The organism is Bradyrhizobium sp. CCBAU 21365, from assembly GCF_015291305.1.
GTDB lineage: Bacteria > Pseudomonadota > Alphaproteobacteria > Rhizobiales > Xanthobacteraceae > Bradyrhizobium > Bradyrhizobium elkanii.
This window is the reverse complement of sequence record NZ_CP030036.1, coordinates 7161957-7185119: the sequence shown is the minus strand read 5'-3', so window position 1 is coordinate 7185119 and position 23163 is coordinate 7161957. Positions and strand designations below refer to the sequence as shown.

At 65.9% G+C, this 23163-nt stretch carries 23 protein-coding genes; 8 read left to right on the top strand and 15 right to left on the bottom strand.

All coding sequences use genetic code 11. From position 1 onward, the window contains the following. Positions 1-107 precede the first annotated feature (107 nt). The 5 genes from XI02_RS33790 to XI02_RS33770 all read right to left on the bottom strand — a co-directional run bounded on the left by XI02_RS33790 (position 108) and on the right by XI02_RS33770 (position 4459). Complete coding sequence (locus XI02_RS33790; protein ID WP_016842427.1) at positions 108-308, bottom strand: cold-shock protein; 201 nt, start codon at positions 306-308, stop codon at positions 108-110. A 284-nt stretch (positions 309-592) separates the two neighbouring features. Continuing rightward, the gene (locus tag XI02_RS33785; RefSeq protein WP_172647231.1) at positions 593-904 is read right to left on the bottom strand and encodes a cytochrome c; all 312 of its coding nucleotides are present in this window, start codon (positions 902-904) and stop codon (positions 593-595) included. A gap of 11 nt (positions 905-915) precedes the next feature. Continuing rightward, positions 916-2115: a molybdopterin-dependent oxidoreductase gene (locus XI02_RS33780; protein WP_172647232.1), complete on the bottom strand. Its 1200-nt coding sequence runs from the start codon at positions 2113-2115 to the stop codon at positions 916-918. 208 nt (positions 2116-2323) lie between these two features. Next, a complete protein-coding gene (locus tag XI02_RS33775) occupies positions 2324-2551 on the bottom strand; it encodes a hypothetical protein (RefSeq protein ID WP_016842430.1) in 228 nt (75 codons plus the stop codon). Positions 2552-2713: 162 nt separating this feature from the next. Then, positions 2714-4459 (bottom strand): adenylate/guanylate cyclase domain-containing protein, encoded by a 1746-nt coding sequence (locus XI02_RS33770; protein ID WP_370142828.1) that lies wholly within the window; start codon positions 4457-4459, stop codon positions 2714-2716. Between the two features lie 220 nt (positions 4460-4679). Here XI02_RS33770 and XI02_RS33765 point away from each other — a divergent pair, with 220 nt between their 5' ends. Then, complete coding sequence (locus XI02_RS33765) at positions 4680-6236, top strand: glycosyltransferase family 39 protein (protein WP_172649103.1); 1557 nt, start codon at positions 4680-4682, stop codon at positions 6234-6236. Positions 6237-6400: 164 nt separating this feature from the next. Here XI02_RS33765 and XI02_RS33760 read toward each other — a convergent pair whose 3' ends face one another. Together XI02_RS33760 and XI02_RS33755 are read right to left on the bottom strand one after the other, a co-directional pair. After that, positions 6401-7432 (bottom strand): YcjF family protein, encoded by a 1032-nt coding sequence (locus XI02_RS33760; RefSeq protein ID WP_172647233.1) that lies wholly within the window; start codon positions 7430-7432, stop codon positions 6401-6403. After that, complete coding sequence (locus XI02_RS33755) at positions 7429-8892, bottom strand: YcjX family protein (RefSeq protein WP_172647234.1); 1464 nt, start codon at positions 8890-8892, stop codon at positions 7429-7431. Before XI02_RS33755 ends, XI02_RS33760 begins: the two co-directional genes overlap by 4 nt. A 197-nt stretch (positions 8893-9089) precedes the next feature. Here XI02_RS33755 and XI02_RS33750 point away from each other — a divergent pair, with 197 nt between their 5' ends. Next, positions 9090-9785: a hemolysin III family protein gene (locus XI02_RS33750; protein WP_016842436.1), complete on the top strand. Its 696-nt coding sequence runs from the start codon at positions 9090-9092 to the stop codon at positions 9783-9785. Positions 9786-10037: 252 nt separating this feature from the next. Continuing rightward, the gene (locus XI02_RS33745; protein ID WP_018273289.1) at positions 10038-10832 is read left to right on the top strand and encodes an SDR family oxidoreductase; all 795 of its coding nucleotides are present in this window, start codon (positions 10038-10040) and stop codon (positions 10830-10832) included. Between the two features lie 263 nt (positions 10833-11095). Here the strand turns inward: XI02_RS33745 and XI02_RS33740 are convergent, their stop codons facing one another. Further along, positions 11096-11710, bottom strand: coding sequence for a TetR/AcrR family transcriptional regulator (locus XI02_RS33740; protein ID WP_244981050.1), 615 nt, complete (start codon positions 11708-11710; stop codon positions 11096-11098). A gap of 91 nt (positions 11711-11801) precedes the next feature. On the opposite strand from XI02_RS33740, the gene XI02_RS33735 reads away from it, so the two are divergent. After that, the gene (locus XI02_RS33735) at positions 11802-13331 is read left to right on the top strand and encodes a 4-hydroxyphenylacetate 3-hydroxylase family protein (RefSeq protein ID WP_172647235.1); all 1530 of its coding nucleotides are present in this window, start codon (positions 11802-11804) and stop codon (positions 13329-13331) included. 423 nt (positions 13332-13754) lie between these two features. Here the strand turns inward: XI02_RS33735 and mdlC are convergent, their stop codons facing one another. The 4 genes from mdlC to XI02_RS33715 all read right to left on the bottom strand — a co-directional run bounded on the left by mdlC (position 13755) and on the right by XI02_RS33715 (position 17648). After that, positions 13755-15383 (bottom strand): benzoylformate decarboxylase, encoded by a 1629-nt coding sequence (gene mdlC / locus XI02_RS33730; RefSeq protein ID WP_172647236.1) that lies wholly within the window; start codon positions 15381-15383, stop codon positions 13755-13757. Between the two features lie 264 nt (positions 15384-15647). Beyond that, positions 15648-16535 carry a BJP family subclass B3 metallo-beta-lactamase gene (gene blaBJP / locus XI02_RS33725; protein ID WP_172647237.1) on the bottom strand — a complete coding sequence of 296 codons (888 nt, stop codon included), beginning with the start codon at positions 16533-16535 and terminating at the stop codon, positions 15648-15650. A 128-nt stretch (positions 16536-16663) separates the two neighbouring features. Continuing rightward, positions 16664-17047 (bottom strand): tautomerase family protein, encoded by a 384-nt coding sequence (locus XI02_RS33720; RefSeq protein ID WP_016848571.1) that lies wholly within the window; start codon positions 17045-17047, stop codon positions 16664-16666. Positions 17048-17150: 103 nt separating this feature from the next. Continuing rightward, a complete protein-coding gene (locus XI02_RS33715) occupies positions 17151-17648 on the bottom strand; it encodes a helix-turn-helix domain-containing protein (protein WP_026193226.1) in 498 nt (165 codons plus the stop codon). Positions 17649-17769: 121 nt separating this feature from the next. Here XI02_RS33715 and XI02_RS33710 point away from each other — a divergent pair, with 121 nt between their 5' ends. From XI02_RS33710 to XI02_RS33695, 4 genes are all read left to right on the top strand, one after another. Next, a complete protein-coding gene (locus XI02_RS33710; protein ID WP_172647238.1) occupies positions 17770-18375 on the top strand; it encodes a VOC family protein in 606 nt (201 codons plus the stop codon). Between the two features lie 57 nt (positions 18376-18432). Beyond that, positions 18433-19083 carry an isochorismatase family cysteine hydrolase gene (locus XI02_RS33705; protein ID WP_172647239.1) on the top strand — a complete coding sequence of 217 codons (651 nt, stop codon included), beginning with the start codon at positions 18433-18435 and terminating at the stop codon, positions 19081-19083. Further along, a complete protein-coding gene (locus tag XI02_RS33700) occupies positions 19080-20447 on the top strand; it encodes an epoxide hydrolase family protein (protein ID WP_172647240.1) in 1368 nt (455 codons plus the stop codon). The genes XI02_RS33705 and XI02_RS33700 overlap by 4 nt, the downstream gene beginning before the upstream one ends. Positions 20448-20541: 94 nt before the next feature. Then, positions 20542-20778, top strand: coding sequence for an antibiotic biosynthesis monooxygenase family protein (locus tag XI02_RS33695; RefSeq protein ID WP_244981051.1), 237 nt, complete (start codon positions 20542-20544; stop codon positions 20776-20778). A gap of 18 nt (positions 20779-20796) precedes the next feature. On the opposite strand, the gene XI02_RS33690 is transcribed toward XI02_RS33695, so the two are convergent. From XI02_RS33690 to hisC, 3 genes are all read right to left on the bottom strand, one after another. Further along, positions 20797-20985: a hypothetical protein gene (locus XI02_RS33690; protein ID WP_028334959.1), complete on the bottom strand. Its 189-nt coding sequence runs from the start codon at positions 20983-20985 to the stop codon at positions 20797-20799. 109 nt (positions 20986-21094) lie between these two features. Next, on the bottom strand, positions 21095-21985 hold the full coding sequence (locus XI02_RS33685) for an MBL fold metallo-hydrolase (protein ID WP_172647241.1): 891 nt from the start codon (positions 21983-21985) through the stop codon (positions 21095-21097). Positions 21986-22079: 94 nt separating this feature from the next. Then, entirely contained in the window at positions 22080-23132 is a 1053-nt protein-coding gene (gene hisC, locus XI02_RS33680; protein WP_172647242.1) for a histidinol-phosphate transaminase, read from the bottom strand. Positions 23133-23163 lie beyond the last annotated feature (31 nt).

The window sequence follows — 23163 nt, the reverse complement described above, 5'->3', positions numbered from 1 at the left end:
CGCGGGCATCGTGCCCGCCCCGCCGAACGTCACGTTGTCTGATGTTGGGTCGGCCCCCACTCCCGGACGGTATCCGAGAGTGCGCCGCCGGATCTGGCGCTGATACGCTAGACCTTGAGATTCTCGGCTGACGTCTTGCCGCGATTAGCGATCTCTTCGTACTCGACGGATTGGCCTTCGTTCAGGGTCTGAAGACCAGCCTTCTGAACTGCTGAAATATGCACGAAAATGTCCTTGCCGCCCGTTGCGGGCTGGATGAATCCATAGCCCTTCGTCGGGTTGAACCACTTCACTGTACCTTTGGGCATTCCAGTCGTCTCCGCGGAAGCAATCGAAAACAGACCAGCCGGCCCCCGCACAAACCGGCTTGTCCGCGACGACAGGATAGCAGTTTGAAAAAAGCTGGGTAGATCAAACGACGGTGTGTTTTTGGCCGGAAACAACCCGCTTTGCGGGGGTTTGACGCCGGATTGCCCGTTTCGTGGTCAATTGATGCGCTGCAAAAACGGATCGGTTCCGGTGTACCGAATTGGATCGATCGTCCTGCGCGCGGCTTTTTCGGCCGGCGCGCGGGGGATCGACCGGCCCTCTCTCAATAGGTCGCGGAGAGGTATTCGACGATCTTGCCGACGTCAGCTTCGTCGATCGGCGCACCGTAGACCTTGATCATCTTGGTCACCTCGGCCTGCCAGAAATCCTTCTTGAACTTCTCGCCCTGCGGCTGGGTCTTGATGTAGTCGGCCGAGTGGCAGGCGGTGCAGTTGTTTTGCACCACCTCGAGGTTGGGACCCGGCTTGAAGGCCGCGGTCTCCTCGGGGACCGTGTAGTTCACGGGCGCGGCGACGGCGGCGCCGATCGACAGCGCGGCGATCGTGGTGAGGGATGGAAGCAGCTTGCTGGTCATGATGCTTCTCCTCACGCCGCGGTGACGCGCACGGTTTCGACGACGTTGCGCAGATAGCCGGCCGGATTCCACAACGGATCAATCGGCTGGGTGTCGCCGGCATTGTTGGTGGCGCGCACCTTCAGCTCTGCGGGACCGGCCGCGAGCTTCACCGGCAGCTTCCATTCGCGGAAGGCGTATTTGCCGAGGTCCTTGCCGAGCTTGGCCGGCGTCCAGTTCTTGCCGCCATCGGTCGAGACCATCACCTCCTTGATGCCCTTGCCGCCGTCGAAGGCGATGCCGCGCAGCATGGTGCGGCCGGCCTTCAGCTTGGCGCCGTCGGCAACGCTGGTGATGAACGAGCGCACCGTGAAGCGATTGATCGGGATCGTCGCCTTCGGTACGGTGCCGGGCTCGACCGCATTGTTCGGCGTATCCGGTATCCGGTAGGCGGACTTCATCCAGAAGCCCTCGAACACGTTGTCGATCACGGTGATCTCGTTGAGGTGCTTCACCCAATAGGTGCCGTAATAGCCGGGCACCACGAGGCGGAGCGGGAAGCCGTTGAGGAACGGCAGGTCCTCGCCGTTCATGCCCCAGGCCAGCATCACCTCGCCGTCGCGTGCGTGGTCGATGTGGAGCGCCTTGACGAAATCCGGCGTCTTGTCGCTGACCGGGCCGTCCATGCCGTTGAAGGTGACCTGCTTGGCTCCGGCCTGCACGCCGGCCATGTCGAGCACGGTCTTCAGCGGCACGCCGTGCCAGCGCGCGCAGCCCATCGCGCCGTTGCCGAGCTGGCCGCCGGCGACGCGCGGACTGAAGAAGCCGCGGCTGTTGCCGGAGCACTGGTTGACGGCCACGATCTCGGTCGCCTTCAGCTTCCTGATGTCCTTCAGCGACAGCTTCAGCGGCTTGTCGACCGTGCCCTTGATCTCCAGCGTGAACTTGTCCGGATCGAGATTGTAGGGGAGGTCGGCGAGGTGATAGCGGACGAAGAACGCATTGTTCGGCGTGATCGGGCCGTCGTTGAAGATCGCAAACGGCGTTTCCAGCTGCGGCGGGCGGGCGGTCAGGCCGATCATCGGGCGCTTTTGCGGGTAGCGCACCAGCGGCCGCTCGCCATTGCCAAAGGGCAGCGTCACGGTGTCGAGGGCGAATGCACCCCTTGATCCCAGCCCCGTCACCAAAGCGGCCAATCCGGCGCGCTTCATCAAGTCTCGTCGATCGAGCATTCCGCTTCCTCCGAAGCTGTTCTGTCGTGAGCCGGTCATCACCAGGCCCAGATTGCCTTGCGCGCCTTCGCATCATGGAATGCGCGCGGTCCAAATGTCGCACCTGACAACCGCGAGTCAATTGAGCTTTCGCAGCGTTGCGTCGCAACAACGAAAAGCCCCGGTCGCGTGGACGACCGGGGCGTTTCCATCCAAGTAGAAGGTTCGATCAGTAGCAGACGTTCACGGTGCGATAGCGATAGCCGTAGGGCGTCAGCACCAGGCGGGTGGCGTAGCAGCCGGAGTCGACGAAGCCGACGGCAATGCCCGGGCCACCCCAGAAGTGATGATGATGCGGATGCCAGAAGAACGGCTTGGCGGAAGCTGCGGTCGGCGCCAGCGCGGCGGCACCGAGGGTTGCGGCAGTGGCGAGAGCGAGCGTGACTTTGCGAAGCATGGTCTTCTCCTTCGGATGCGCGTTGAGCTCTGTCGCGGCGCGGTTGCAGTGTTACCCATCGCCAGTCAGTCGCATCCGGCACCGGGCACGTTCGAGCATCCCTGCTGAACGCGCCGTCGGACGTGCGGCAGGTCACATTGGGCTGGAGCGGAGATGAACCAGTCAGGCCGCGACGGCACGCCGGTCGTCGACCAGCGTTGACAGGAACTGCGTCTTTTCGACCGTGCGCACGGTCATCGGCTCGTTGCGGCCGCGGATCGCGACCTCCTGCGCCGGCAGGGCATCGTCGGCCAGCCCGGCGGTGACGCGCACCTCGTCCGAGATGATCGCCTCGCAGGCCAGCGCCTTGGTCATGTCCTGCAGCCGTGCCGCGACGTTGACGGCATCGCCGAGCGCGGTGAACACCATGTGGTCGCGATAGCCGATATCGCCGACGATCACCTCGCCGCCATGGATGCCGATGCCGAAGCGGATCGGCTCGCGCAGATCGTGGCTCAGGAACTGGTTCAGCTCGTCGATATGGGTTGCGATCAGCGCCGCCGCGCGCAACGCCTGGCGGCAGGCCACCTGCCGGTCGGTGGCAAGCCCGAACAGCGCCAGCATGCCGTCGCCGATGAACTGGTTGGGCCGCCCGCCGGCCTCCAGCACCGCCTGCGACACCGCGCCGAGGAAGCGGTTGACGATGAACACGGTGTCGAACGGCAGCCGCTTCTCGGCAAGCTGCGTCGAGCCGCGCATGTCGACGAACATGCTGACCAGATAGCGCTCCTGGCCGACCCGTGCCGGATTGGCGGCGTGCGCGTTGGCCGATGTCGTGCTCGGCAGGAACAGCTGGAAGAAATTCAGGTCGGCGGTGGGCCGCAACTGGCAGGCCAGCCGGATCGACGGATCGTCATTGCCGACCCGGTGCAGCACGAAGGCTTCGCGCGGCGAGGGCTCGGGCAATCCGGCGTGATCGCCGATGATGCGGATGCGGCAGGTCGAGCAGCGCGCGCGGCCGCCGCAGACGCTCGCATGCGGCACGTTGTAGCGCAGGCTCGCTTCCAGCACGCTCAGTCCCTTCGGCACCCTGAGCGTGCGGCCGTTGCCGTAGGACAGTGCAATCATGCCGCCGCGGCGTTCCAGCAGCGCACGCGCGCCGCGCGCCAGCAGCACAAGGCCGAGCAGGCCGAGATAGCCGATCGTCAGGTCATCCGTGATCTTCTCGAGCGTGGTCCCCTGCGCCGCGGTGCCGAGCTTCTGTACCGAGAGCTCCTCGCGCCGCCAGTCGGCGTCCTGATAGTCGGCGATCGTGGCGCGGCCGCCCTGATAGATGCCGAGCATCGCCAGCGTCGGGATCAGCACGGCCGTCGCGAGCAGGAACGGCGCGGCGCGCTGGAAGAACGGGCGCAGCCGCAGCCAGAAATACAGGCCGATGCAGCCGTGCACCCAGGCGATCACCAGCACCGCCAGCATCGTCCACAGCCGGTTCGGCGCTGCGATGAAGAAGGTGTATAGCTCCTGCGGGTAGAGCTTCTCGTGCCCGTACAGGGTCTGGCCGAGCCGCACGCCGACGACGTGCGCGACGATCAGCATCGGGATGCTGAGGCCGAGCGTGAGCTGCAGCGGCTCGATCGCCTTCCAGTGGAACTCGCGGCGCTGATAGAGCGCCCAGATGCCGAGCCCGGTATGCACCAGGCAGGCGCTGTAGAACACGATCGCGACCGGCAGGAACTGCCAGAACTCGGTGTGGTAGTAGACCCCGATCGCCAGCGCCTGTGTCGAGATATTGCCGAGCGCGTGGTTGAGGAAATGGCTGATCAGGTAGGCGAACATGATCGCCCCCGTGACGATGCGGACCTGCCGCAGGCCGATACCGCGGGCCATGTCCTGCAAGTGCTCGCGCGAGGGGGAGGCCATGTGATTCATGATCGGCAAGTCTAGTGGTTAATTCCCGCGCTGAACACCACCGCGGGTCCGGACCAGCCGCGAGAGCGGGCCGCGCGGCACGTTGACACCCCGTTAAGAGTCGAACAAAAAGCGCGCCGTGACGATAGCCCAAGCCGAACCTGGAGCCGATAACAACAGCGTTAAGCCGGCCCGTTCGCGCGCGCCGGATTGGCGGGGCGTCATCGCCGTGATCGTTGCCATGACCGCGATGCGGCTGGTCTACGCCCATGCGCTCGATCTGCGCACCGACGAGGCCTATTACTGGACCTGGTCGAAGGAAAACGTGCTGTCGTTCCTCGACCATCCCCCGATGGTCGCCTGGTTCATCCGCTTCGGCACCGCGATGCTCGGCGACACCAATCTCGGCGTCCGCCTCGGCGGCATCGTGGCGATGCTGGCCACCCAGCTCCTGCTCGCCGACATCGTCCGCCGCGTGACGGCCAACAACGTCCGCGCCGTGATGCTGGCGCTGCTGCTGCCGGAGGCGGCGCTGTATTACGGCCTCTTGATGGCCAAGGTCGCGCCCGATACGGCGCTGATCCCGTTTTCGGTGGCGATGCTGTGGTCGCTGGTGCGGCTTGCGCAAAGCGGTGACGGACGGTGGTGGCTCGCGGCGGGGCTGTTTGCCGGGCTGGCGCTGCTGTCGAAATTCACCGCGATCATGTTCGCGCCGGCAGTGCTCGCCTTTGCGCTGGTGCCGGACTGGCGCTGGCGCTGGTTGCGCAGTCCGTATCCGTATCTCGCCGCGTTGATCGCGATCGTCGTGTTCGCGCCGGTGCTGATCTGGAATGCCGGGCACGACTGGGCCTCGTTCCGCTTCCAGGCGGTGCGCGCCACCGCCGAACGCGCCTTCACGCTGCGCACCGTCGGCGAGTTCGTCGGCATGCAGTTCGGCCTGGTCGGCTTCGTGCTGCTGCCGGTGACGCTGTTCGGCACCGCGCTGACGGCATGGCGTGGCTATCGCAAGCGCGAGCCCGTCGCGATCCTGCTGGCGACCGCGGTGCTGGTGCCGTTCATCTACTTCCTCTGGAAGTCCCTGACGCTGCGGGTCGGCGACACCTGGCCGATGTTCCTGTGGCCGGCCGGCCTCGCGGCAATTGCCATCAACGTCACGCGAATGCCGTTCGAGGGCTGGTCGGTCGGGCTCGTCAAATCGACGGTCTATTGGGCGCGGACCGCGATCACCACCGGCATCGTGTTCGTCGTCTGCGTCTTCCTCTACTACATGTTCGCGCCGTGGAATCTGATCGGCCGCACCGATCCGATCGGCACCGAGGCAGGCTACGATGTGGTGGCTGCGCGCGCGCTGGCGCAGGTTGAGGCGACCGGCGCGACCTGGGTCGCGACCACGGATTACCGCACCTATGCGATGCTGCGCTGGTTGCTGCGCGGGAAGGTGACGGTCATCGAGATCAACGAGCGCGGCCGCTTCCAGGGCTTTGCCGATCCCGGCATGAGCAAGATCCGCGATCACGCCGGCATTTATGTCGGGCGCGAGCCCGAGAACAATCTGCCGCTGTGGAGCGAGACGACGGCGGTGCGCCAGCCGCTGGAGCGCGTGACGCGGAACTGGCGCGGCATGGTGATGGACACCTATTCGCTGGAGAAGATCAGCGGCTGGACGCCCGATCTGTCGCCGCCGCCGGACACCACCTTCTTCCGCTGGCGCGTGCTGGCGATGCGTCTTCCTGCTCCCCTGGCTTTCGCCAGGACGACGGACGGAAACGTGCAGCCGTCTCCCACCCCGTCATCCTGAGGTGCGAGCGGAGCGAGCCTCGAAGGATCGACGGCCACCAGCCGGGCCGTGCATCCTTCGAGACGCCGCTTCGCGGCTCCTCAGGATGACGGGGCGTGTACAGCCTAACGACCCTTAAAGGCTCCCCTTGTGGGAGAAGGTGGCGCGCACAAGCGCGCCGCGCGCTATTCCTCTTCCTCGCGCTTGCGGATCAGGTCTTTCGCCAGATCGGTCAGCGCCGGGCGCGGCAGGGCGTTGAAGGGAAGCGGGCGGGTGACGTCGATCGCGGCGAGGCCGAGGCGGGCGGTCAACAGGCCGTTGAGCATGCCTTCGCCGAGGCGTTGCGACAGTTTTGCCGCGATGCCGTGACCGAGCATCTGCTGGATCAGGCTGTCGCTCGCGGCCATGCCGCCGGTGATGGCGAGATGCGCGATGACGTGGCGCAGCAGGCGGATCATGCCGAGCGCGCCGGGCCGGCCGCCATAGAGCCGCGCCAGCTGCCGGATCATCCGCAAGCTCGCCACGAACACGAACAGCACGTCGAACAGTGCGCGCGGGCTGACCGCGGTCACGACCGAGACGCGTTGCGCGGCGGTCGATACCAGCCGCCGCGCCTCCTCGTCGAGCGGCGTCATCAACTCGCGCTCGGCGAGGCGGATCATGTCGGCGCCGTCGATGATGTCGTCGGTGTGGCTCTGCAGCGTGCTGCGGGCACGGGCGAGCTGCGGGGTCTGGTGCGCGAGCTTGAGCAAATCGGCGACGATCACCCGGCTTGCGGCGCGGTCGTCGCTGATCAGCACCTCGGCGGCGCGCAGATGCAGCTTCTCGATGGTCGCAAGCCGCGCCAGACCGACCAGCTCGCGCGTCGTGACGACCGCGAGCGCCACCGCGGCGATGACGGCCAGTCCCAGCCCGAGGACGCCGAGGCCTTCATTGCGCGCGAACAGATCCTCGACCAGATTGATGACGCCAAGCCCGGTGCCCAGCACCACGAGGCCCGCGACCGCGCTCCAGAACAGCGTGCCCCAGCGGAAGCCGCGGCGCGCCGGCACCAGCGGCGTATCAAGCGGGACCGGAAGCTGCGCGGGCTCGGCCTCGGGCACGATCTGGATCGTGCCGCGGGTGAGGCGGCCGCCGTCGTCCGGATCCATCACGACCACGCCGGGATCGTCGAGCTTGAACGTCGTCGGCCGCCGCGGGGGCGTCTTCTCGTTCATTGCAGTTTGTCTCCGATCAGGAACTGGAGGGCGCGGTCAAGGCGGATGTGAGGCAGCGCCGGCTCTGCATCGCCGTTTCGTTCCAGCTTCGGCGGACGGAAGCGCAGGAAGCGGTAGTCTGCGGCTTCTGTGTCTGAGTTTGAGAGACCGCGGAATCCGCCGTTGAACAGCTCCTCCGGATTGTCGGGCAGGTCGCCCGGAAAGGTCGCGACCTCGGTCTCGCCGTCAAGCCGCTCGCCATTGGCGACCTCGCCCGGCGCCGGGGTGCCGAGGATCGACGGCAGCCGGTCGCGCCCGCGCTGGACCTGCGCCTCGCGCGTGGCGCGCACCGCGGCGAGCGCGACGACGTCGATGTCGGCGCCGGCATATTCGGCGCGCTCGGCGGCCTTGGCCACGATCCGCCGCAGCACCGCTTCCAGCCGGTCGTGGCTCAGGTGGTGCAGATGGTCGGCCTTGGTCGCCGCGAACAGGATGCGGTCGATGCGCGGCCGGAACAGCGCGCTCAGGATCGTGCTGCGGCCGATCCGGAAGCAGTCGAGAATGCCGGCGAGCGCGGCCTCGAGATCGTGCAGCGCCTCGGGGCCGGCGTTGAATGCGGCAAGCGCATCGGCCAGCACGATCTGGCGATCGAGCCGCGCGAAATGGTCGCGGAAGAACGGCCGCACCACGACATCCTTGTAGGCCTCGAAGCGCCGCCGCATCATCGCCCACAGCGAGCCGTCACCCGCGCTGCCGCCTGCGGGCAGGTCGAGCGGTGCAAAGGTCAGCGCCGGCGTGTCGGCGAGATTGCCGGGCATCAGGAAGCGGCCGGGCGGCAACAGGCTCATCGCGAAGCGCTCGTCGCGGCAGGCGCGCAGATAATCGGTGAACAGGCGTGCTTCGCTGAGCGCGGCCTGCTCGTCCTCTCTGGCCTCGGGCTTCAGCGTCGCGAGATGGGCGTGCCAGGGCGCCGCGAGTTTGGCGCGCAGCGGCTCGCGGGACAGCGCAAGGCTCTCCGCCGACCATTGCTCGTAGCTCTTGTTGAGCAGCGGCAGGTCGAGCAGCCACTCGCCGGGATAGTCGACGATATCGAGGGTCAGCGTGCGGTCCGCGCCATTTTGCCGCTGATACTCGATCACGAGACGGAGCTCGGAGATGTCGGTGGTCGAGCTCGGCCAGGTCCGCTCCTCGACCAATGTCCGGACATGGTTCTCGTAGGCGAAGCGCGGCACCGCATCGTCGGGCTGCGGGGCGAGATAGGCGCGCGCGATCCGCCCCGAGGCATAGGCCTCGAACACCGGGAAGCGGCCGCCGCGGGTCAGGCCGTGCACCAGCGCGGTGATGAACACGGTCTTGCCGGCGCGCGACAGGCCGGTGACGCCGAGCCGCACCGTCGGGTTGAAGAAGCCCTCGCTATAGTCGAGCAGCGCCCGCGCCGAGAGACGGGCTTCCTCGACGATATCAGTGAAGCTGGGGGGCATGGAGGGGTAACGAAAAACCCGGCAGGAGGGACCAAAAGTGGCGGGCGATCACCCGCAAGGTGGCGATTATCGGGCCAAAATCAAGCTTCACATTTCCGGCGCCTTTGCAGGCGAGGGGATTGTCGGGGGTGCAAGGGAATTGAACGCCTCACCATGCCCGCGCTACCCATCGTCCATCGGCCCACGGGAAAGCCTGCATGACGGTCTTCCGCCTGAAGCAACTTGCCTCGACCTCGATCCACGCTGCCGGCGCCGCGCTGTGGAACTACGACCGCGCCGAGCTGATCGCCGACGGCGTCGTCCATCTCGTCGGCGTCGCTTTCGGGCTCGTGGCCGCCACCGCGCTGATCGTGCTGACCGCGGTCTATGCCGGCCCGTTCGACATCGCCGTGGTCTCGGTCTATGTCGCCGGCCTGCTCGCGATGCTGGTGCTGTCGGCGACCTATAATCTGTGGCCGGTGTCGCGCGCCAAATGGGTGCTGCGGCGCTTCGATCACTCCGCGATCTATCTGCTGATCGCCGCGACCTATACGCCGTTCATCGTGGAACTGAAGGACAGCACCTTCGCGATCGCGCTGCTGGCCGGGGTGTGGTGCGTGGCGATCGTCGGGATCTGGCTGAAGCTGCGCTATCCGGGCCGCTTCGACCGGCTCTCGGTCGGGCTCTATCTCGCGATGGGCTGGAGCGGCATCATGCTCTACGACGCCGTCGTCAAGGCGCTGCCGGCGATGGCGCTCGGTTTCGTGCTGGCCGGCGGTATTCTCTATAGCCTGGGGGTGATCTTCCACTCCTGGCGCCGGCTGCGCTTCCAGAACGCGATCTGGCACTGCTTCGTGCTGCTCGGGGCCGCCTGCCACTACACGGCGGTGTTCGACGTCGTGCTGGCGAGCTGAAGTTCTCGCCATCCGCGGCGAATGAGCTATCATGTTTCGTGATACGCCCGTTGCGCTTTGTCCCGTCATCCTGAGGAGCGCGGAGCGCGTCTCGAAGGATGCACGGCCCGGCTGGTGGCCGTTGACCCTTCGAGACGCGCGTGCCGCGCTCCTCCAGCGACAACGGCTTCGCCGTTGCGCGGGGGTGACGGGGCACGCAGGAGCGAGTGGGTAAAGCGACAGTGTGCAAGCAGAGATATCGGGAGGATGGCCATGCAGGTGGCAGGTAAGGTTGTGGTGGTCACCGGCGGTGGCAATGGCATCGGCAAGGCGTTGTGCGAGGCATTCCACGCCGCGGGCGCATCGAAGGTCGTGGTCGTCGACCTCGATCACGGCGCGGCCGAGAAGGTCGCGGCCACGGTCGGCGGTGCCGCCTTCAAATGCGACGTCGGGCAGGAGAAGAACATCCTGCATGTGATCGACGAGACCGAGCGGATGTTCGGCCCGATCGCGCTGTTCTGCTCCAATGCCGGCATCGGCGGCGGCTTCGATCCGTTGTCGGTGAACGCCGGCGGCACCTCGGACGAGCCGTGGTCGCGGAGCTGGGCGATCCATGTGATGGCGCATGTCTACGCGGCGCGGCATCTGGTGCCGCGCATGAAGACGCGCGGCGGCGGCTACTTCCTCAACACCATCTCGGCCGCGGGCCTGTTGTCGCAGGTCGGCAGCCCGGCCTATTCGACCACCAAGCACGCCGCGGTCGGCTTTGCGGAAAACCTCGCGATCTCGCACCGCGCCGACAACATCAAGGTTTCGATCCTCTGCCCGCAGGGCGTCGACACCAACATGCTGCGCGCGATCCCGAAGGGCCCGCAATCCGGTGACGGCGATCTTTCCGCGGAGCAGGTCGCGCAGGATGCGCTGAGGGGCATCGAGCAGGAGACCTTCCTGATCCTGCCGCACCCGCAGGTGCTCGGCTACATGCGCAAGAAGACCGAGAATTACGACCGCTGGATCGGCGGCATGGCCAAGATCCAGGCCAAGATGCGGGAAGCGCACGGGAAGTGACTCGCGGGAAAGACTGACCGCGCATGTCGCTGCGATGTGAGGTGAGCATGCTGGTCAGGCTCCCTCCCCCCTTGCGGGGGAGGGTTGGGGAGAGGGGTAAGCCCCGGGCGAGATCATTGATCGAGTCTCGCCATCGCAATTTTCGGTCACGCTCCGTTGGAGCACATTGAGAGAGCACGCCGTGTGGCACCCCTCTCCCTAACCCTCCCCCGCAAGGGGGGAGGGAACCCCTCCGCCGGTGCCTTCCTCACATGAGGTAGACGTCACACCTTCGCGAGTTGCGCGATCCTGTCGCGCAGATATGCGTCCATCAGGTCAGGAGCGGACGCGCCGAACATCCTGATGCGGCCGGTGTGCAGCAACAACAGCAGGCCGGTCGCATGCGCGAAGCAGTCGACCATCGCCGTGTTCGCCTTCTGCCTCGACGCGCCGAGCGCTTCAGCGGCTTCGGCGATCGGGTGCAGTGCGGCCTCCAGTGCGGCGTTCAGCGCGTGGTCGCGGTCATGGCCGAGCCCGGCCGGCTTCATGCCGCCGCGGAACAAATAGAAGCCGAGATCGAGGTCGCGCGGGTGTTCCGCATAATAGCGGAAGAAGCCCATGCCTGCGGCGTGCAGCTTCTGCTTGGCGCCGCGCGTCGTTGCGACCGCCGCACTGACGGCTTCGCCGAGCGAGACCAGCGATTGCCGCAACACCTCGGCGTAGATCGCCTCCTTGGAATCGAAATGGAAATACAGCGCCGCCGGCGTGTAGCCGGCCCGCGTCGCGATCGCCCGCAGGCTCGCGCCTTCGAGGCCTTCCTCCGCGAACACGCTGCGCGCGGCGTCGAGGATCAGCTCCCGCTTGTGGCGGCTGACCGCTTCCTTCCTGCTCTCGCGCATCTGCATGGCCCGGCGAATCCGTTCTTGACTCAATTCTGACAGCGTTAGATAATTTAACAGTGTTAGAATAAATGAGCAAGGGAGAAGCGCCATGCTGATGACGGCTGCGGACTACCGGGAATCCCTGCGCCGCTACAAACCGCGTGTGTTCGTCAACGGCGCGGCCGTTGCGAGCGTCGCGGACGAGCCGCTGCTGGCGCCCGGCGTGGCGGGCGTCGGCGTGACCTATGATTTCGCGCTGCAGCCCGAGCATGTCCCGATCATGACGGCGCGGCAGGGCACCTCGGGCAAGACCGTCAACCGCATGCTCCACATCAATCGGAGCTCGCAGGACCTGCTCGACAAGCTCGAGGCGGTGCGGCTGGTGTGCAGGACGTCGGGCTGCGCGCAGCGCTACCTGAGCCATGATGCGCTGAACGGTCTCTATCAGGCGACCAGGCTGACCGACGATCGCCACGGCACCGATTACAGCCAGCGCTTCCTCAACTATCTTCACGAGGTGCAGGACCAGGATCTGACGCTCGGCGTCGCCATGACCGATGCGAAGGGCGACCGCTCGAAGCGTCCCGGCCTGCAGGCCAACACGGACGTCTACGTCCATATCAGGGAGCGCCGGCCCGACGGCATCGTGATCCGCGGCACCAAGGCGATCGTGACCGGCGCGCCTTACATGCACGAATTCCTCGTCATGCCGTGCCGCACCCATGTGCCTGCCGACAAGGATTTTGCGGTCTGTTGCGCCGTGCCGGTCGATGCGCCCGGCGTCACCATCGTTGCGCGTCCGGCCGGCCGGCCCGGCGATGCCGCGGCGAAATTTTCCGCCAAGTACGGCCAGTCGGTCGGCGTCGTGATGTTCGACGACGTGTTCGTGCCGCATGATCGCGTGTTCCTCGCCGGCGAGACCGAGGAGGGCGGCTTCCTCACCACGTCCTACGCCACGCATCACCGGCATTCCTGCATCGGCGCCCGTGCCGGCTTCGGCGATCTCTTGATCGGCGCCGGTGCGTTGATGATCGAGGCCAACGGGCTCGATGCCGAGAAGCACGCGCATATCCGCGAGGCGATGGTCGAGCTGATCACCATCACCGAAAGCTTTTACGCCTGCGGCGTCGCCTCCTCGGTCTACTGCACGAAGGACCCGGCGGGCTCGGTGATGCCGGATGCGGTGTTCTCCAACATCGGCAAGCTGCTGCTGGCGACCAAGATCTACGACATGCACCGCGTCGCGCATTACGTGTCCGGCGGCCTGATCGTCGCGCTGCCGGGTCCCGACGAGGATCACAATCCGGAAACGCGCGCCTCGCTTGCCGCTGTCATGGGCGGACGTCCCGATATCCCGGCAGAGCAGCGCGCCGAGGTGGCGCGGCTGATCGAGGACCTCACCGTCTCGCACGAGGCCGGCTGGTATTCGGTGATCTCGTTGCACGGCGGCGGCTCGCCGGAGGCGATGAAGCGCGAGATCTGGCGCAACTATCCTGTCATGGAGAAGGCCGAACTGGTCGAGAATCTGCTCGGCCGCGACCTCGTCGACCAGGGACAACGGGTGTCGAAGCAGCCCGGACGCTGCTGCGCAACCGGCTGTGAGGTGCCGGCGCCGTCGGCAGCGGAATCGCTCTTGTGAGGTGAGCACGCTCATCAGGCTCCCTCCCCCCCCTTGCGGCAGGGCAATCGCATATGGCCGTTTGAGGTAATCGGAGTTCCCACAAACTCGTCATGCCCGGGCTTGTCCCGGGCATCCACGTCTTCGTTTCCACGCGAAGAAAAGACGTGGATGGCCGGGACAAGCCCGGCCATGACGGCGCGGAAGAATCGGTTCATTCCATATGCGATTGCCCTGCCCCTTGCGGGGGAGGGCTGGGGAGAGGGGTAAGCCCCGGGCGAGATGACTGAAGTGAGTCTCGCTTTCGCAACTTCGACCGCGTTACGTTGAGACTCGTGTTGAGAGAGCGTGCCGTGTGGCCCCCCTCTCCCTAACCCTCCCCCGCAAGGGGGGAGGGAATCCGGCCGCCGGTGCCTTCCTTACCAGTCGTGGCGAGATTGCCGCTCAGCTCTTTTGCGCGTAGAGCAGCGGCACCGCAGAATCCACCATCACCTCGATCAGGCTGGTGCCTTGATGCGAGAGGGCGCGCTGGTAGGCGCCGGCGAGCTCGGCTGATTTCGTCACCCGCACGGCGTCGCAGCCCATGCCTTCGGCGAGCTTGACGAAATCGATGCCCGGCAAATCGAGGCCCGGCACGTTGCGCACCTGCATCACCTGGCTGAACGAGCGCATCGCGCCGTAGCCGGAATTGTTCAGTACGACGACGGTCAGCGGCAGCTTGCGCTGCGCTGATGTCCACAGCGCCTGGATCGAATACATCGCCGAGCCGTCGCCGATCAGGCAGACCGTGCGTCCCTGGCGTCGACCGAGCGCCATGCCGACCGCGGCCGGCAGGCTGTAGCCGAGGCCGCCGCTCGCCATGGTGTAAAAGCTGTCCTGGCCGTGCATCGGCATCGCCTTCTGCATCAGCGGGCGGTGCGACGGAATTTCCTCGACCAGCGCATCGTGGGGGCCCATCGCGGCCGAGAGCGCGTGCAGCGCATATTCGGCGGGGATCGGGTCGCCGGCCGCCGGCGCCGGCGGCCGGACACGGCCGGCCGGCGCAGTGCGCCTGGTCTCGGGCAGCATCTCGAGCAGCGCCGTCAGCGCGGGCTTCATCGTCGCGACGATGCTGTGGCCGGTCGGCGTCATCGCGGCGGCATCCGGATCGTCGGTGATCTGGAAGATCGTGGTCGAGCCGTCGAAGATCGCGGCATGGCCCTCGACATGGAAGGTGAAGACCGGCGCGCCGACCACGACGACGAGATCGTGATCGCGCAGCGCATCGGAGAGTTGGCCCGGTGCAGCGTGCAGAAAGCCGGCGAACTGCGGATGCCGCTCGGGGAACGAGCAGCGCGCCGAGAACGGGCTGGCCCAGACCGCGGCCTTCAACTTCTCGGCGACGTCAACCATGAGGTCGACCGCCTCGGCACGATCGACGGCCGGGCCGACGACGAGGGCAGGGCGCTTGGCCTCGCCGAGCGCGGACACCAGCGCCTGCATCGCCGACAGATCGGGGCCGATCTCGCGGCTGACCTGGCGCGCGTCGAGCGGCTGCGTCGCATGCGCCCAGTCGTCGATCGGCACCGAGACGAAGGTCGGCCCGCAGGGCGGCTGCATCGCGACATAATAGGCGCGCGCGATCGCGGCGGGCACGTCTTCGGCGCGCGCCGGCTCGACCGCGAATTTCACGTAAGGCCTCGGGAATTCGGAGGCCCGCTCGGCATAGAGGAAGGCCTGCAGCGGCATGATCGAGCGCGCCTGCTGGCCCGCGGTGATCACCAGCGGGGTCTGGTTGCGATAAGCGTTGTAGATGTTGCCGAGCGCGTTGCCGACGCCGGCGGCCGAGTGCAGATTGACGAAACCGGCATTGCGCGTCGCCAGCGCATAGCCGTCGGCCATGCCGACGACGGAAGCCTCCTGCAGGCCGAGCACGTAGTCGATGTCGTCGGGCCAGTCGCTCAGGAACGGAAGCTCGGTCGAGCCCGGATTGCCGAACACCTTGTTGATGCCCCATGCGCGCAGCAGGCCGAAGGTGGCGTCCTTGACGGTGACGGTCTTGCCTTTGCTGGCGGCGGGTTTGCGCGAGGACATCGGGCGGCTCCCATTTCTGTCTTGTTACGTTCCGTCATTGCGGGCGGCAAAAGCGGAAAGGCAATCCACCTGTCGATGGATTGCCCGACGATGTCAAGCCGCTGGGCCCATAGTTGCCGCGGCAACGGCTGCAAGTTTGAGTGGGCGGCTATCCCGTCATCCTGAGGAGCGCGCTTGCGCGCGTCTCGAAGGATCGACGGCCACGGCCGGGCCGTTCATCCTTCGAGACGCGCTACGCGCTCCTCAGGATGACGGGGTGACTACCTAATTGGCCTTCTGCAGCGCCGCGGTCTGCTTGGCCAGCTGCTTGTCGAAATCCTGCTCCAGCCCCGCCACATAGGTGGCATTCTCGCCCGGCTTGGCGAACGGGTTCGGCGCGCCGTCCTTCATCTGCGCCCGCTTGGCCTGCATGTCGTAGACCTCCGGATGCGGCCCGAGCAACACGTCGACCTTCATCGCCTTGACCTTGGTGAAGGTCGAGCGGTAGTCGTCGACGATGCCGGGATAGGTCGGACGGCCGACCAGCCGGTTCAGCGCCACCGTTCCGCTGCAGAAGAACAGCACGTTGCGCGCCTGGCTGCCGTCCTTGACCGTCATCTCCCAGCTGGTGCAGCCCGGCGAATGGCCGGGCGTGGTGTGCGCGGTGAGCGTGACGTCGCCGAGCGTCACCTTGTCGCCTTCCTTGACAGTGCGGTCGACTTTCACCGGCGTAAAGGCGAGATCGGCGTTGTTCTCGTCGCCAGGATAGTAACCGCCCTCGAGCAGCGGCTTGTCGCGCTCGCCGGCGATCAGTTGCGCGCCGGTCTCCTTCTTGATCTCGGCAAAGCCGCCGGTGTGGTCGAGATGGGCGTGGGTGTTGAGGATGATCTTGATGTCGCCCTCCTTGAAGCCGAGCTTGGCGATGTTGTCCTTGATCATGCCGGTCGACTGCTGCATCGCCGTGTCCATCAGGATCAACCCCTGCGAGGACTTGATGACGTAGACCGCGATCCCGTCAGTGCCCACGTAGAAGATATTGTCGATGAGTTGGAACGGTTCGAACGGCGCGGTCCATTTCTTCATGACAACGGCCATGAAATCCTTGAGCGTCTGTGCCTGCGCACCGGTTGCGATCAGCGTGAGCGCGCACAGCGCGGCTGCGATCGTCCTCATGGTTGCCTCCCTGCTTGTTGTTGTTCGTGCATGGGCGGCACTATGCGTGCTGGCAACGCCGACTGCAAGCTGCGGACGGCAAGCCGCCGGGCAGGCGACCGTCCGTCCGGCGCATTCCTGTTCTGCGTTCAGCTCGCGTATTGGGCGATGCCGTGGCCGAACGACCAGTTCTCCTTGGCGACCTCGACGAGGTTGATGACGACATCGTCCGGCCGGCCCTGCAGCTGGCTCTGATAGTCGTCCACGATCCGCTTGTAGAACGCCTTCTTCATCTCGACGGTGCGCCCGGCATTCATGGTGATCTGGATGAAGATGAGATCGTCGCTGTAGGTATTGCCGAGATAGTTGTCGGCGTAGTTCAGATCGCCACGGTCGTGCTCGGTGATGACCTGAAACTTGTCGTTCTCGGGGACGTTGATCACCTCGCGCATTGCCTTGTAGACGATCTCGCCCAGCGTCTTGCGATATTCGGCGGACTTGCCGCGCTTCAGGTCGATGCGAACGAATGGCATGGTGGTCTCCTGTGTTGTGCGGGGCTCGGCCCCGCGTTGATCGGGATGTGCGACGGTGCGAAGGCTCTCGCGTCGTCCGCTTGCGCCGGCGGCGTCGAAGAATTCAGCGGGTCGCCTTGAAGGCCTCCCAGCGCTCATCGCGCTCTCTTTGGTATTTGGGCGTCCGCTCGCCCACCATGTCGGCGCGATGGACCGGTTCGCCGCAGGACTCGCAGACCGGACCGAGCCCGGCCGGCTTGCCGCAGACGAGATGGGTGTAGCTCATTGCGCGGCCTTCCCGCGGTGACTTGCACCAGGTTTCGCCCCAGGCGCGCAGCGCCATCAGCACTGGAAAGAACGCTTCGCCCTTCTCGGTGAGGTGATATTCGTGGCGCAACGGGCGCTTGTTGTAGACTTGCCGCGTCACCAGACCGTCCGCTTCCAGCTTTTTCAGCCGTGCCGTGATCATCTGCGGCGTGCCGCCCGACTGTGCCTGGATCTCCTCGAAGCGATGATTCCGCGCGAACAGTTCGCGCATAACAAGTACTGTCCAGCGGTCGCCTACGACGGTTTCGGCGCGAGCGACAGGGCACAGCGTTTGGTCAGCCGTGTTGTCCTTCATTTTGGTCATCACGTTTTCTTCATCAGGCTTGTTACTATGATTTTCATAGCAATATGGCCCGACATCATCGCAAATGCAATGGGCCGCTGATGGCCCGGTCTGCATCACCAAGGAGCGGGTCATGACCACCGAACAGGGGCCGACAGCGGCCAAAGTCGATTTGAAGCTCGAAGTCGTCGTCATTCCGGTCTCGGATGTCGACCGCGCCAAGCGCTTCTATCAGGACCTGGGCTGGCGGCTTGATGCCGACTTCGTCAGGCCCGACGGTTCGCGCGCCCTGCAGCTGACGCCGCCGGGCTCGCCGACCTCGATCCATCTCGGCTCGGGACCCGCGCTGCCGCGCTTTCTGATCGTCAGTGATATCGAAGCGGCGCGCGCCGAGCTGATCGCGCGCGGCGCCGATGTCAGCGAGGTGTTTCACCGCGGCGCGGAAGGCCGCATCAAGGGGCCGGATCCGGAGCGGCCGAGCTACGGGTCGCTCGCCACCTTCAACGATCCCGACGGAAACGTCTGGCTGCTGCAGCAGGTGACGCAACGCCTGCCCGGGCGGGTCGACGGCAACAGCACGAATTTCTCTTCATCGGCGGATCTCGCCGCCGCACTGCGCCGCGCGGCTATGGCCCATGGCGAGCACGAGAAGCGGACCGGTGGCCACGATGCGAACTGGCCCGATTGGTACGCCGAGTACATCGTCCGCGAACAGGCCGGCAAGCCGCTGCCCGAGTGAACGGAGCGCGTCATTGAAGCAAATCCAACCGGGCGCCTGATGGCCAAGGAGCGATCGATGACCCAGATCATCTATCCACGCGAGCGAACTGCGCTGCTTCTCGTCGATCCCTACAATGATTTCCTCTCCGGGGACGGCATGGTCTTTCCGCGCATCAAGCCGATCGCCGACGAGGTCGGGCTGCTCGACAATCTGCGCCAGCTCGACGGCGCGGTCCGGGCCGCTGGCATCCAGGTGGTGATCGTCCCGCACCGCCGCTGGGAGCCGGGCGATTATGAGGATTGGGATCATCCCAATCCGACTCAGCGCTTGATCATGCAGCGCCATAGCTTTGCGCGCGGCGAATGGGGCGGGGATTGGTATCCGGACTTTGCGCCCAAGCCCGGCGATCTGGTCGCCCAGGAGCATTGGGGGCAGAGCGGGTTCGCCAACACCAACCTGGATTTCCTGCTCAAGCAGAAGGGCATCACGCATGTGATCGTGGTCGGGCTGCTGGCCAACACCTGCATCGAATCGACCGCCCGCTTCGCGATGGAGCTCGGCTACCACGTGACGCTGGTGCGCGATGCCACCGCCGCCTTCTCGCACGACATGATGCACGCCGCTCACGAGCTGAATGGCCCGACCTACGCCCATTCCATCCTGACGACCACGCAGGTGATCGCGGCGTTGCCGGCGGCCTCTCATTCCGAGGAGGCAGTCAAATGACCACGACGCCGAAGACACCAGCTGCAACCGCAATAGGCCAATCGACCCAGGAGGCCATCGACCAAACCCGGCGCAAGCTGCTGACGGGCGCGGCGCTCGGCCTGGCTGCTGCCAGTGCGACCAGCGTGTTCCCCGCGCATCTCGCCGCGGCAGCAGAGAATGATGCGATCCGGCCATTCCACATCAACATTCCAGAGGAAGACCTTGTCGACCTTCGCCGCCGTCTGGCCGCAACCCGATGGTCCGACAAGGAGACCGTCAATGACGACTCCCAGGGCGTTCCGCAGACGATGCTGCGCGATCTCGTCCGCTACTGGCAAACCGATTACGACTGGCGGAAGGTGGAGGCGCGGCTCAACGCCCTGCCGCAATTCATCACCGAAGTCGACGGCGTGGACATCCACTTCATTCACGTTCGTTCGAAGCACGACAATGCATTGCCCCTGATCGTCACGCATGGCTGGCCGGGTTCGGTCATCGAGCAGATGAAGATCATCGACCCCCTGACCAATCCCACCGCGCATGGCGGCAGCGCGTCGGACGCCTTTCATCTTGTGATCCCGTCGATGCCCGGCTACGGCTTCTCCGGCAAGCCGACCACGGTCGGCTGGGATCCCAAGCGCATCGCGCGCGCCTGGGCCCAGTTGATGAAGCGGCTCGGTTACAGCAAGTTCGTGGCGCAGGGCGGCGACTGGGGTTCGCCGGTCTCCAATGAAATGGCCAAGCTGGGTGCGCCGGAACTGCTCGGCATCCACGTCAATCTGCCCGGTGTCGTTCCGCCCGAGGTCTTCGAGGCAGTCACCACCGGCGGCCCTGCGCCGGACAATATGTCGGCGGAGGAGCAGCACGCTTTCGAACAGATCAAGCTTCAATTCGCGAAACGGCGCGCTTACGCGCAGATCATGGGCACGCGCCCGCAGACGCTTGCGGCCTTTGCAGATTCGCCGGCCGGCCTCGCCGCCTGGCTGCTCGATCACGGCGACGGCTATGCCCAGCCGGCCTCGGCGATGCAATCAGCCGTGCTCGGGCGCGAGGTCAACGGGCATTCCGCCGGCGCACTGACCCGCGACGACGTGCTCGACAACATCACGCTCTACTGGCTGACCAACACGGCGATCTCTTCGGGCCGCCTGTACTGGGAGAACAAGGCCAACCTCTATCTGCCCGCCAATGTCACGATCCCGGCCGCGGTGACCGCGTTTCCCGGCGAGAGCTTTGTGGCGCCGCGGAGCTGGGCGGAAAAGGCCTATCACAAGCTGATCTACTTCCATCAGGCCGAAGCCGGCGGCCACTTCGCCGCATGGGAGCAGCCGGACATTTTCAGCCGAGAGGTTAGGGACGCGTTTCGGTCTCTGCGCCGCTGATCTGAACATTCAAAGGGACCGAAAGGAGTATTCGCCATGCCGAAACTCGCACTCATCGCCACCCCTCGAAGTCGCGCCGGAAAAGCGGGATCAGGTGCTGCCGCTGCTCTCGGCGCATCGCGCCCGGTCGCTCGGGGACGAACCGGGCACGCTGCAGTTCGAGATCCTGGTGCCGCGCGAGGATGCCGCGAAGCTCCTGATCTACGAGGTCTACCAGGATGACACCGCGTTCGAGGCGCATCGCAACGCGCGCTCGATCGCGCAGTTTCGCGAGGAGTCTGCAGGGCTCGGTATCAAGATCACTGCGACACGGTGCACGCCCGCCGCGTAAGTTTGGCCGCGAGCGGCGTCACGCCTTGAGGCTGGCGCCGCGCTCGGACAAAACCTTCTCGGCCTTCGGCGTCAGCTCGTAGAGGTCGCCGTCCTTGGCGACGTATCCTTCCCTGATGAGCCGGTCGACTTCGCCTTGCACGTCGTCGGCGAAGGCAATGGATTGGGCGATGTCGCAGAGAACCGCGACCTGTTCGTCTCTAAGCATGGCGTCCTCCGTCAGGGCGGGGAACGCGCAAGCCCGGTTTCGGTTCCAATGGACTGGATGATACGCCCGGCCTTCACGCGGTGTGAGCCGCGGCGCCGGGTGTTGCTTCTCACCGATGCCGGGCGTCGAACACCGGTGTATAGCCACCGCCGTCTCGACGAATATGGGCACGGCGCGGGCCGCGGAAGTGGGCGGGTATGACGAGACGGCCGCTATCCGCCGCCTCTGCCAGGATCTTCGCGCGTGTCTCGCCCGCGAGCTGCGGGTCGGTACAGGATGATGTCGACAGACCGGGCTGGAAGATCTGCACCGGATTGTGCACGGCATCGCCGCAAAAGATCGCGCGATGTTGTGCGTAGTCTACCATCAGCCCCATCTGGCCGCTGGTGTGGCCCGGCAGCGGGACCAGCCGAAGGCCCGGTCCCAACTGATGGCCATCGTCGACCAGATCGACACGGCCTGCATCGACGATCGGTATGACGCTCTGTTCGAGGGCGCGGGCGTGGATCGGCGGCGCACGCCCGGCATCATGCTGCGTCATCCAGTCGGCAAGCTCGCGGCGGCCGAACAGATACCGCGCGTTGGGAAAGGTCGGCTGCCAGCGGCCGTTGTCCTGGCGCGTATTCCAGCCGACGTGATCGACATGCAGATGGGTGCAGAATACGACGTCGATGCCGGCCGGGTCGACGCCGCATGTGCGCAACCGATCGAGGAAGCCGCTGCCGCGCCGCCGATGCCAGGCGGGAATCTCGGGGATGTCCTTGTGCTCGCCGATGCAAGCGTCGATCAGCAGCGTTCGGCCGCCGGTTCGCACCACAAAACTCTGGATCGCGTGTTTCGCGACGCCCCGGGCGAGGTCGATGAACACCGGCTCCAGCGTGGCACGATGCGCTTCGATCAACCCCCGATCGTATCCGGGCAGGAATTCGGCGAGCGGAAGGCCGAAATCGTCGTCGTCGACGATGACGTCGACGGTCGCGTCGCCGATCGCAAATTGCATGACCGCTCCTTCCCGGAGAACCGTGCATCCCAACGCGCAGTCACTATGCAGGTTGGCGCCGTCGATCGCAAGTTGCGTCGCTTGTGAACGGCTATCAGACCATGCCGCGCAGCAGGCCGATCAGGCGGCCGCACTCATCGTCGGTGCCGACCGTGATGCGCAAAAAGTCCTCGATCCGCGGCTTCTGAAAATGCCGCACCAAAACGCCGCGCTCGCGCAGCTTCGCGGCGAGATCGGCGCCGCGATGGCTGGGATGGCGGGCGAACACGAAATTCGCCTGCGACGGCAGCACCGCGAAGCCCAGCTCAATGAGGCCGCGGACCAGCGCCTCTCTGCTCCGGATGATGCGCTGCCGCGTCTCCTCGAACCACGCCTCGTCCTCGATCGAGGCGACCGCGCCCGCGATCGCGAAGCAGTCCAGCGGATAGGAGTTGAAACTGTCCTTGACCCGCTCCAGCGCCTCGATCAGCGGGCGCTGGCCGATGGCGAAGCCGACCCGCAAGCCGGCCAGCGCGCGCGACTTGGAGAGCGTCTGGATCACGAGCAGATTGTCGTGGCGCGCGACCAGCGGCACGGCGCTCTCGGCGCCGAAGTCGACATAGGCCTCATCGACCACCACCAGCCGGTCGGGATGCTCGGCGAGCAGCGCCTCGATCGCGGCGCGCGGCAGCGCGGTGCCGGTCGGTGCGTTCGGATTGCACAGCAGGATGGCGCTGCCGGGCCGCCGGTAGTCGGCAAGCTGCACGCGCATCGCGGCGTCGAGCGGCACCGTCTCGTAGCTGACGCCATAGAGGCGGCAGTAGACCGGGTAGAAGCTGTAGGTGATGTCGGGAAACAGCAGCGGCGCATCGTGCTTCAGCAGCGCCGGGAACGTGTGGGCGAGCACCTCGTCCGAGCCGTTGCCGACGAACACCTCGTCCGCCGTGACGCCATAGCGCCTCGCGATTGCCTCGCGCAGGGCGGTTGCGCGCGGATCAGGGTAGAGCCGCAGGCGATCCGTGGTCGCCGTGATCGCCGCCACCGCGCGTGGCGACGGCGGGTAGGGATTTTCGTTGGTATTGAGCTTGATGAGGCCGTCGATCTTCGGCTGCTCGCCGGGCACGTAAGGCGACAGATTGTGGACGACCGAACTCCAGAAGCGACTCATGATCTGCGATCCAGGGATGAACGCGATCACA

Excerpts from the sequence above, each read along its gene's own strand:
- XI02_RS33775 (WP_016842430.1), bottom strand. The coding sequence starts at position 2,551 with ATGCTTCGCAAAGTCACGCTCGCTCTCGCCACTGCCGCAACCCTCGGT.
- blaBJP (WP_172647237.1), bottom strand. The coding sequence starts at position 16,535 with ATGAGGACGATCGCAGCCGCGCTGTGCGCGCTCACGCTGATCGCAACC.
- XI02_RS33685 (WP_172647241.1), bottom strand. The coding sequence starts at position 21,985 with ATGCAATTTGCGATCGGCGACGCGACCGTCGACGTCATCGTCGACGAC.
- XI02_RS33735 (WP_172647235.1), top strand. The coding sequence starts at position 11,802 with ATGCTGATGACGGCTGCGGACTACCGGGAATCCCTGCGCCGCTACAAA.
- hisC (WP_172647242.1), bottom strand. The coding sequence starts at position 23,132 with ATGAGTCGCTTCTGGAGTTCGGTCGTCCACAATCTGTCGCCTTACGTG.
- XI02_RS33715 (WP_026193226.1), bottom strand. The coding sequence starts at position 17,648 with ATGAAGGACAACACGGCTGACCAAACGCTGTGCCCTGTCGCTCGCGCC.
- XI02_RS33785 (WP_172647231.1), bottom strand. The coding sequence starts at position 904 with ATGACCAGCAAGCTGCTTCCATCCCTCACCACGATCGCCGCGCTGTCG.
- XI02_RS33790 (WP_016842427.1), bottom strand. The coding sequence starts at position 308 with ATGCCCAAAGGTACAGTGAAGTGGTTCAACCCGACGAAGGGCTATGGA.
- XI02_RS33760 (WP_172647233.1), bottom strand. The coding sequence starts at position 7,432 with ATGAACGAGAAGACGCCCCCGCGGCGGCCGACGACGTTCAAGCTCGAC.
- XI02_RS33720 (WP_016848571.1), bottom strand. The coding sequence starts at position 17,047 with ATGCCATTCGTTCGCATCGACCTGAAGCGCGGCAAGTCCGCCGAATAT.
- XI02_RS33745 (WP_018273289.1), top strand. The coding sequence starts at position 10,038 with ATGCAGGTGGCAGGTAAGGTTGTGGTGGTCACCGGCGGTGGCAATGGC.
- XI02_RS33710 (WP_172647238.1), top strand. The coding sequence starts at position 17,770 with ATGACCACCGAACAGGGGCCGACAGCGGCCAAAGTCGATTTGAAGCTC.
- XI02_RS33755 (WP_172647234.1), bottom strand. The coding sequence starts at position 8,892 with ATGCCCCCCAGCTTCACTGATATCGTCGAGGAAGCCCGTCTCTCGGCG.
- XI02_RS33780 (WP_172647232.1), bottom strand. The coding sequence starts at position 2,115 with ATGCTCGATCGACGAGACTTGATGAAGCGCGCCGGATTGGCCGCTTTG.
- mdlC (WP_172647236.1), bottom strand. The coding sequence starts at position 15,383 with ATGTCCTCGCGCAAACCCGCCGCCAGCAAAGGCAAGACCGTCACCGTC.
- XI02_RS33690 (WP_028334959.1), bottom strand. The coding sequence starts at position 20,985 with ATGCTTAGAGACGAACAGGTCGCGGTTCTCTGCGACATCGCCCAATCC.
- XI02_RS33700 (WP_172647240.1), top strand. The coding sequence starts at position 19,080 with ATGACCACGACGCCGAAGACACCAGCTGCAACCGCAATAGGCCAATCG.
- XI02_RS33705 (WP_172647239.1), top strand. The coding sequence starts at position 18,433 with ATGACCCAGATCATCTATCCACGCGAGCGAACTGCGCTGCTTCTCGTC.
- XI02_RS33770 (WP_370142828.1), bottom strand. The coding sequence starts at position 4,459 with ATGAATCACATGGCCTCCCCCTCGCGCGAGCACTTGCAGGACATGGCC.
- XI02_RS33750 (WP_016842436.1), top strand. The coding sequence starts at position 9,090 with ATGACGGTCTTCCGCCTGAAGCAACTTGCCTCGACCTCGATCCACGCT.
- XI02_RS33765 (WP_172649103.1), top strand. The coding sequence starts at position 4,680 with ATGACCGCGATGCGGCTGGTCTACGCCCATGCGCTCGATCTGCGCACC.
- XI02_RS33740 (WP_244981050.1), bottom strand. The coding sequence starts at position 11,710 with ATGCGCGAGAGCAGGAAGGAAGCGGTCAGCCGCCACAAGCGGGAGCTG.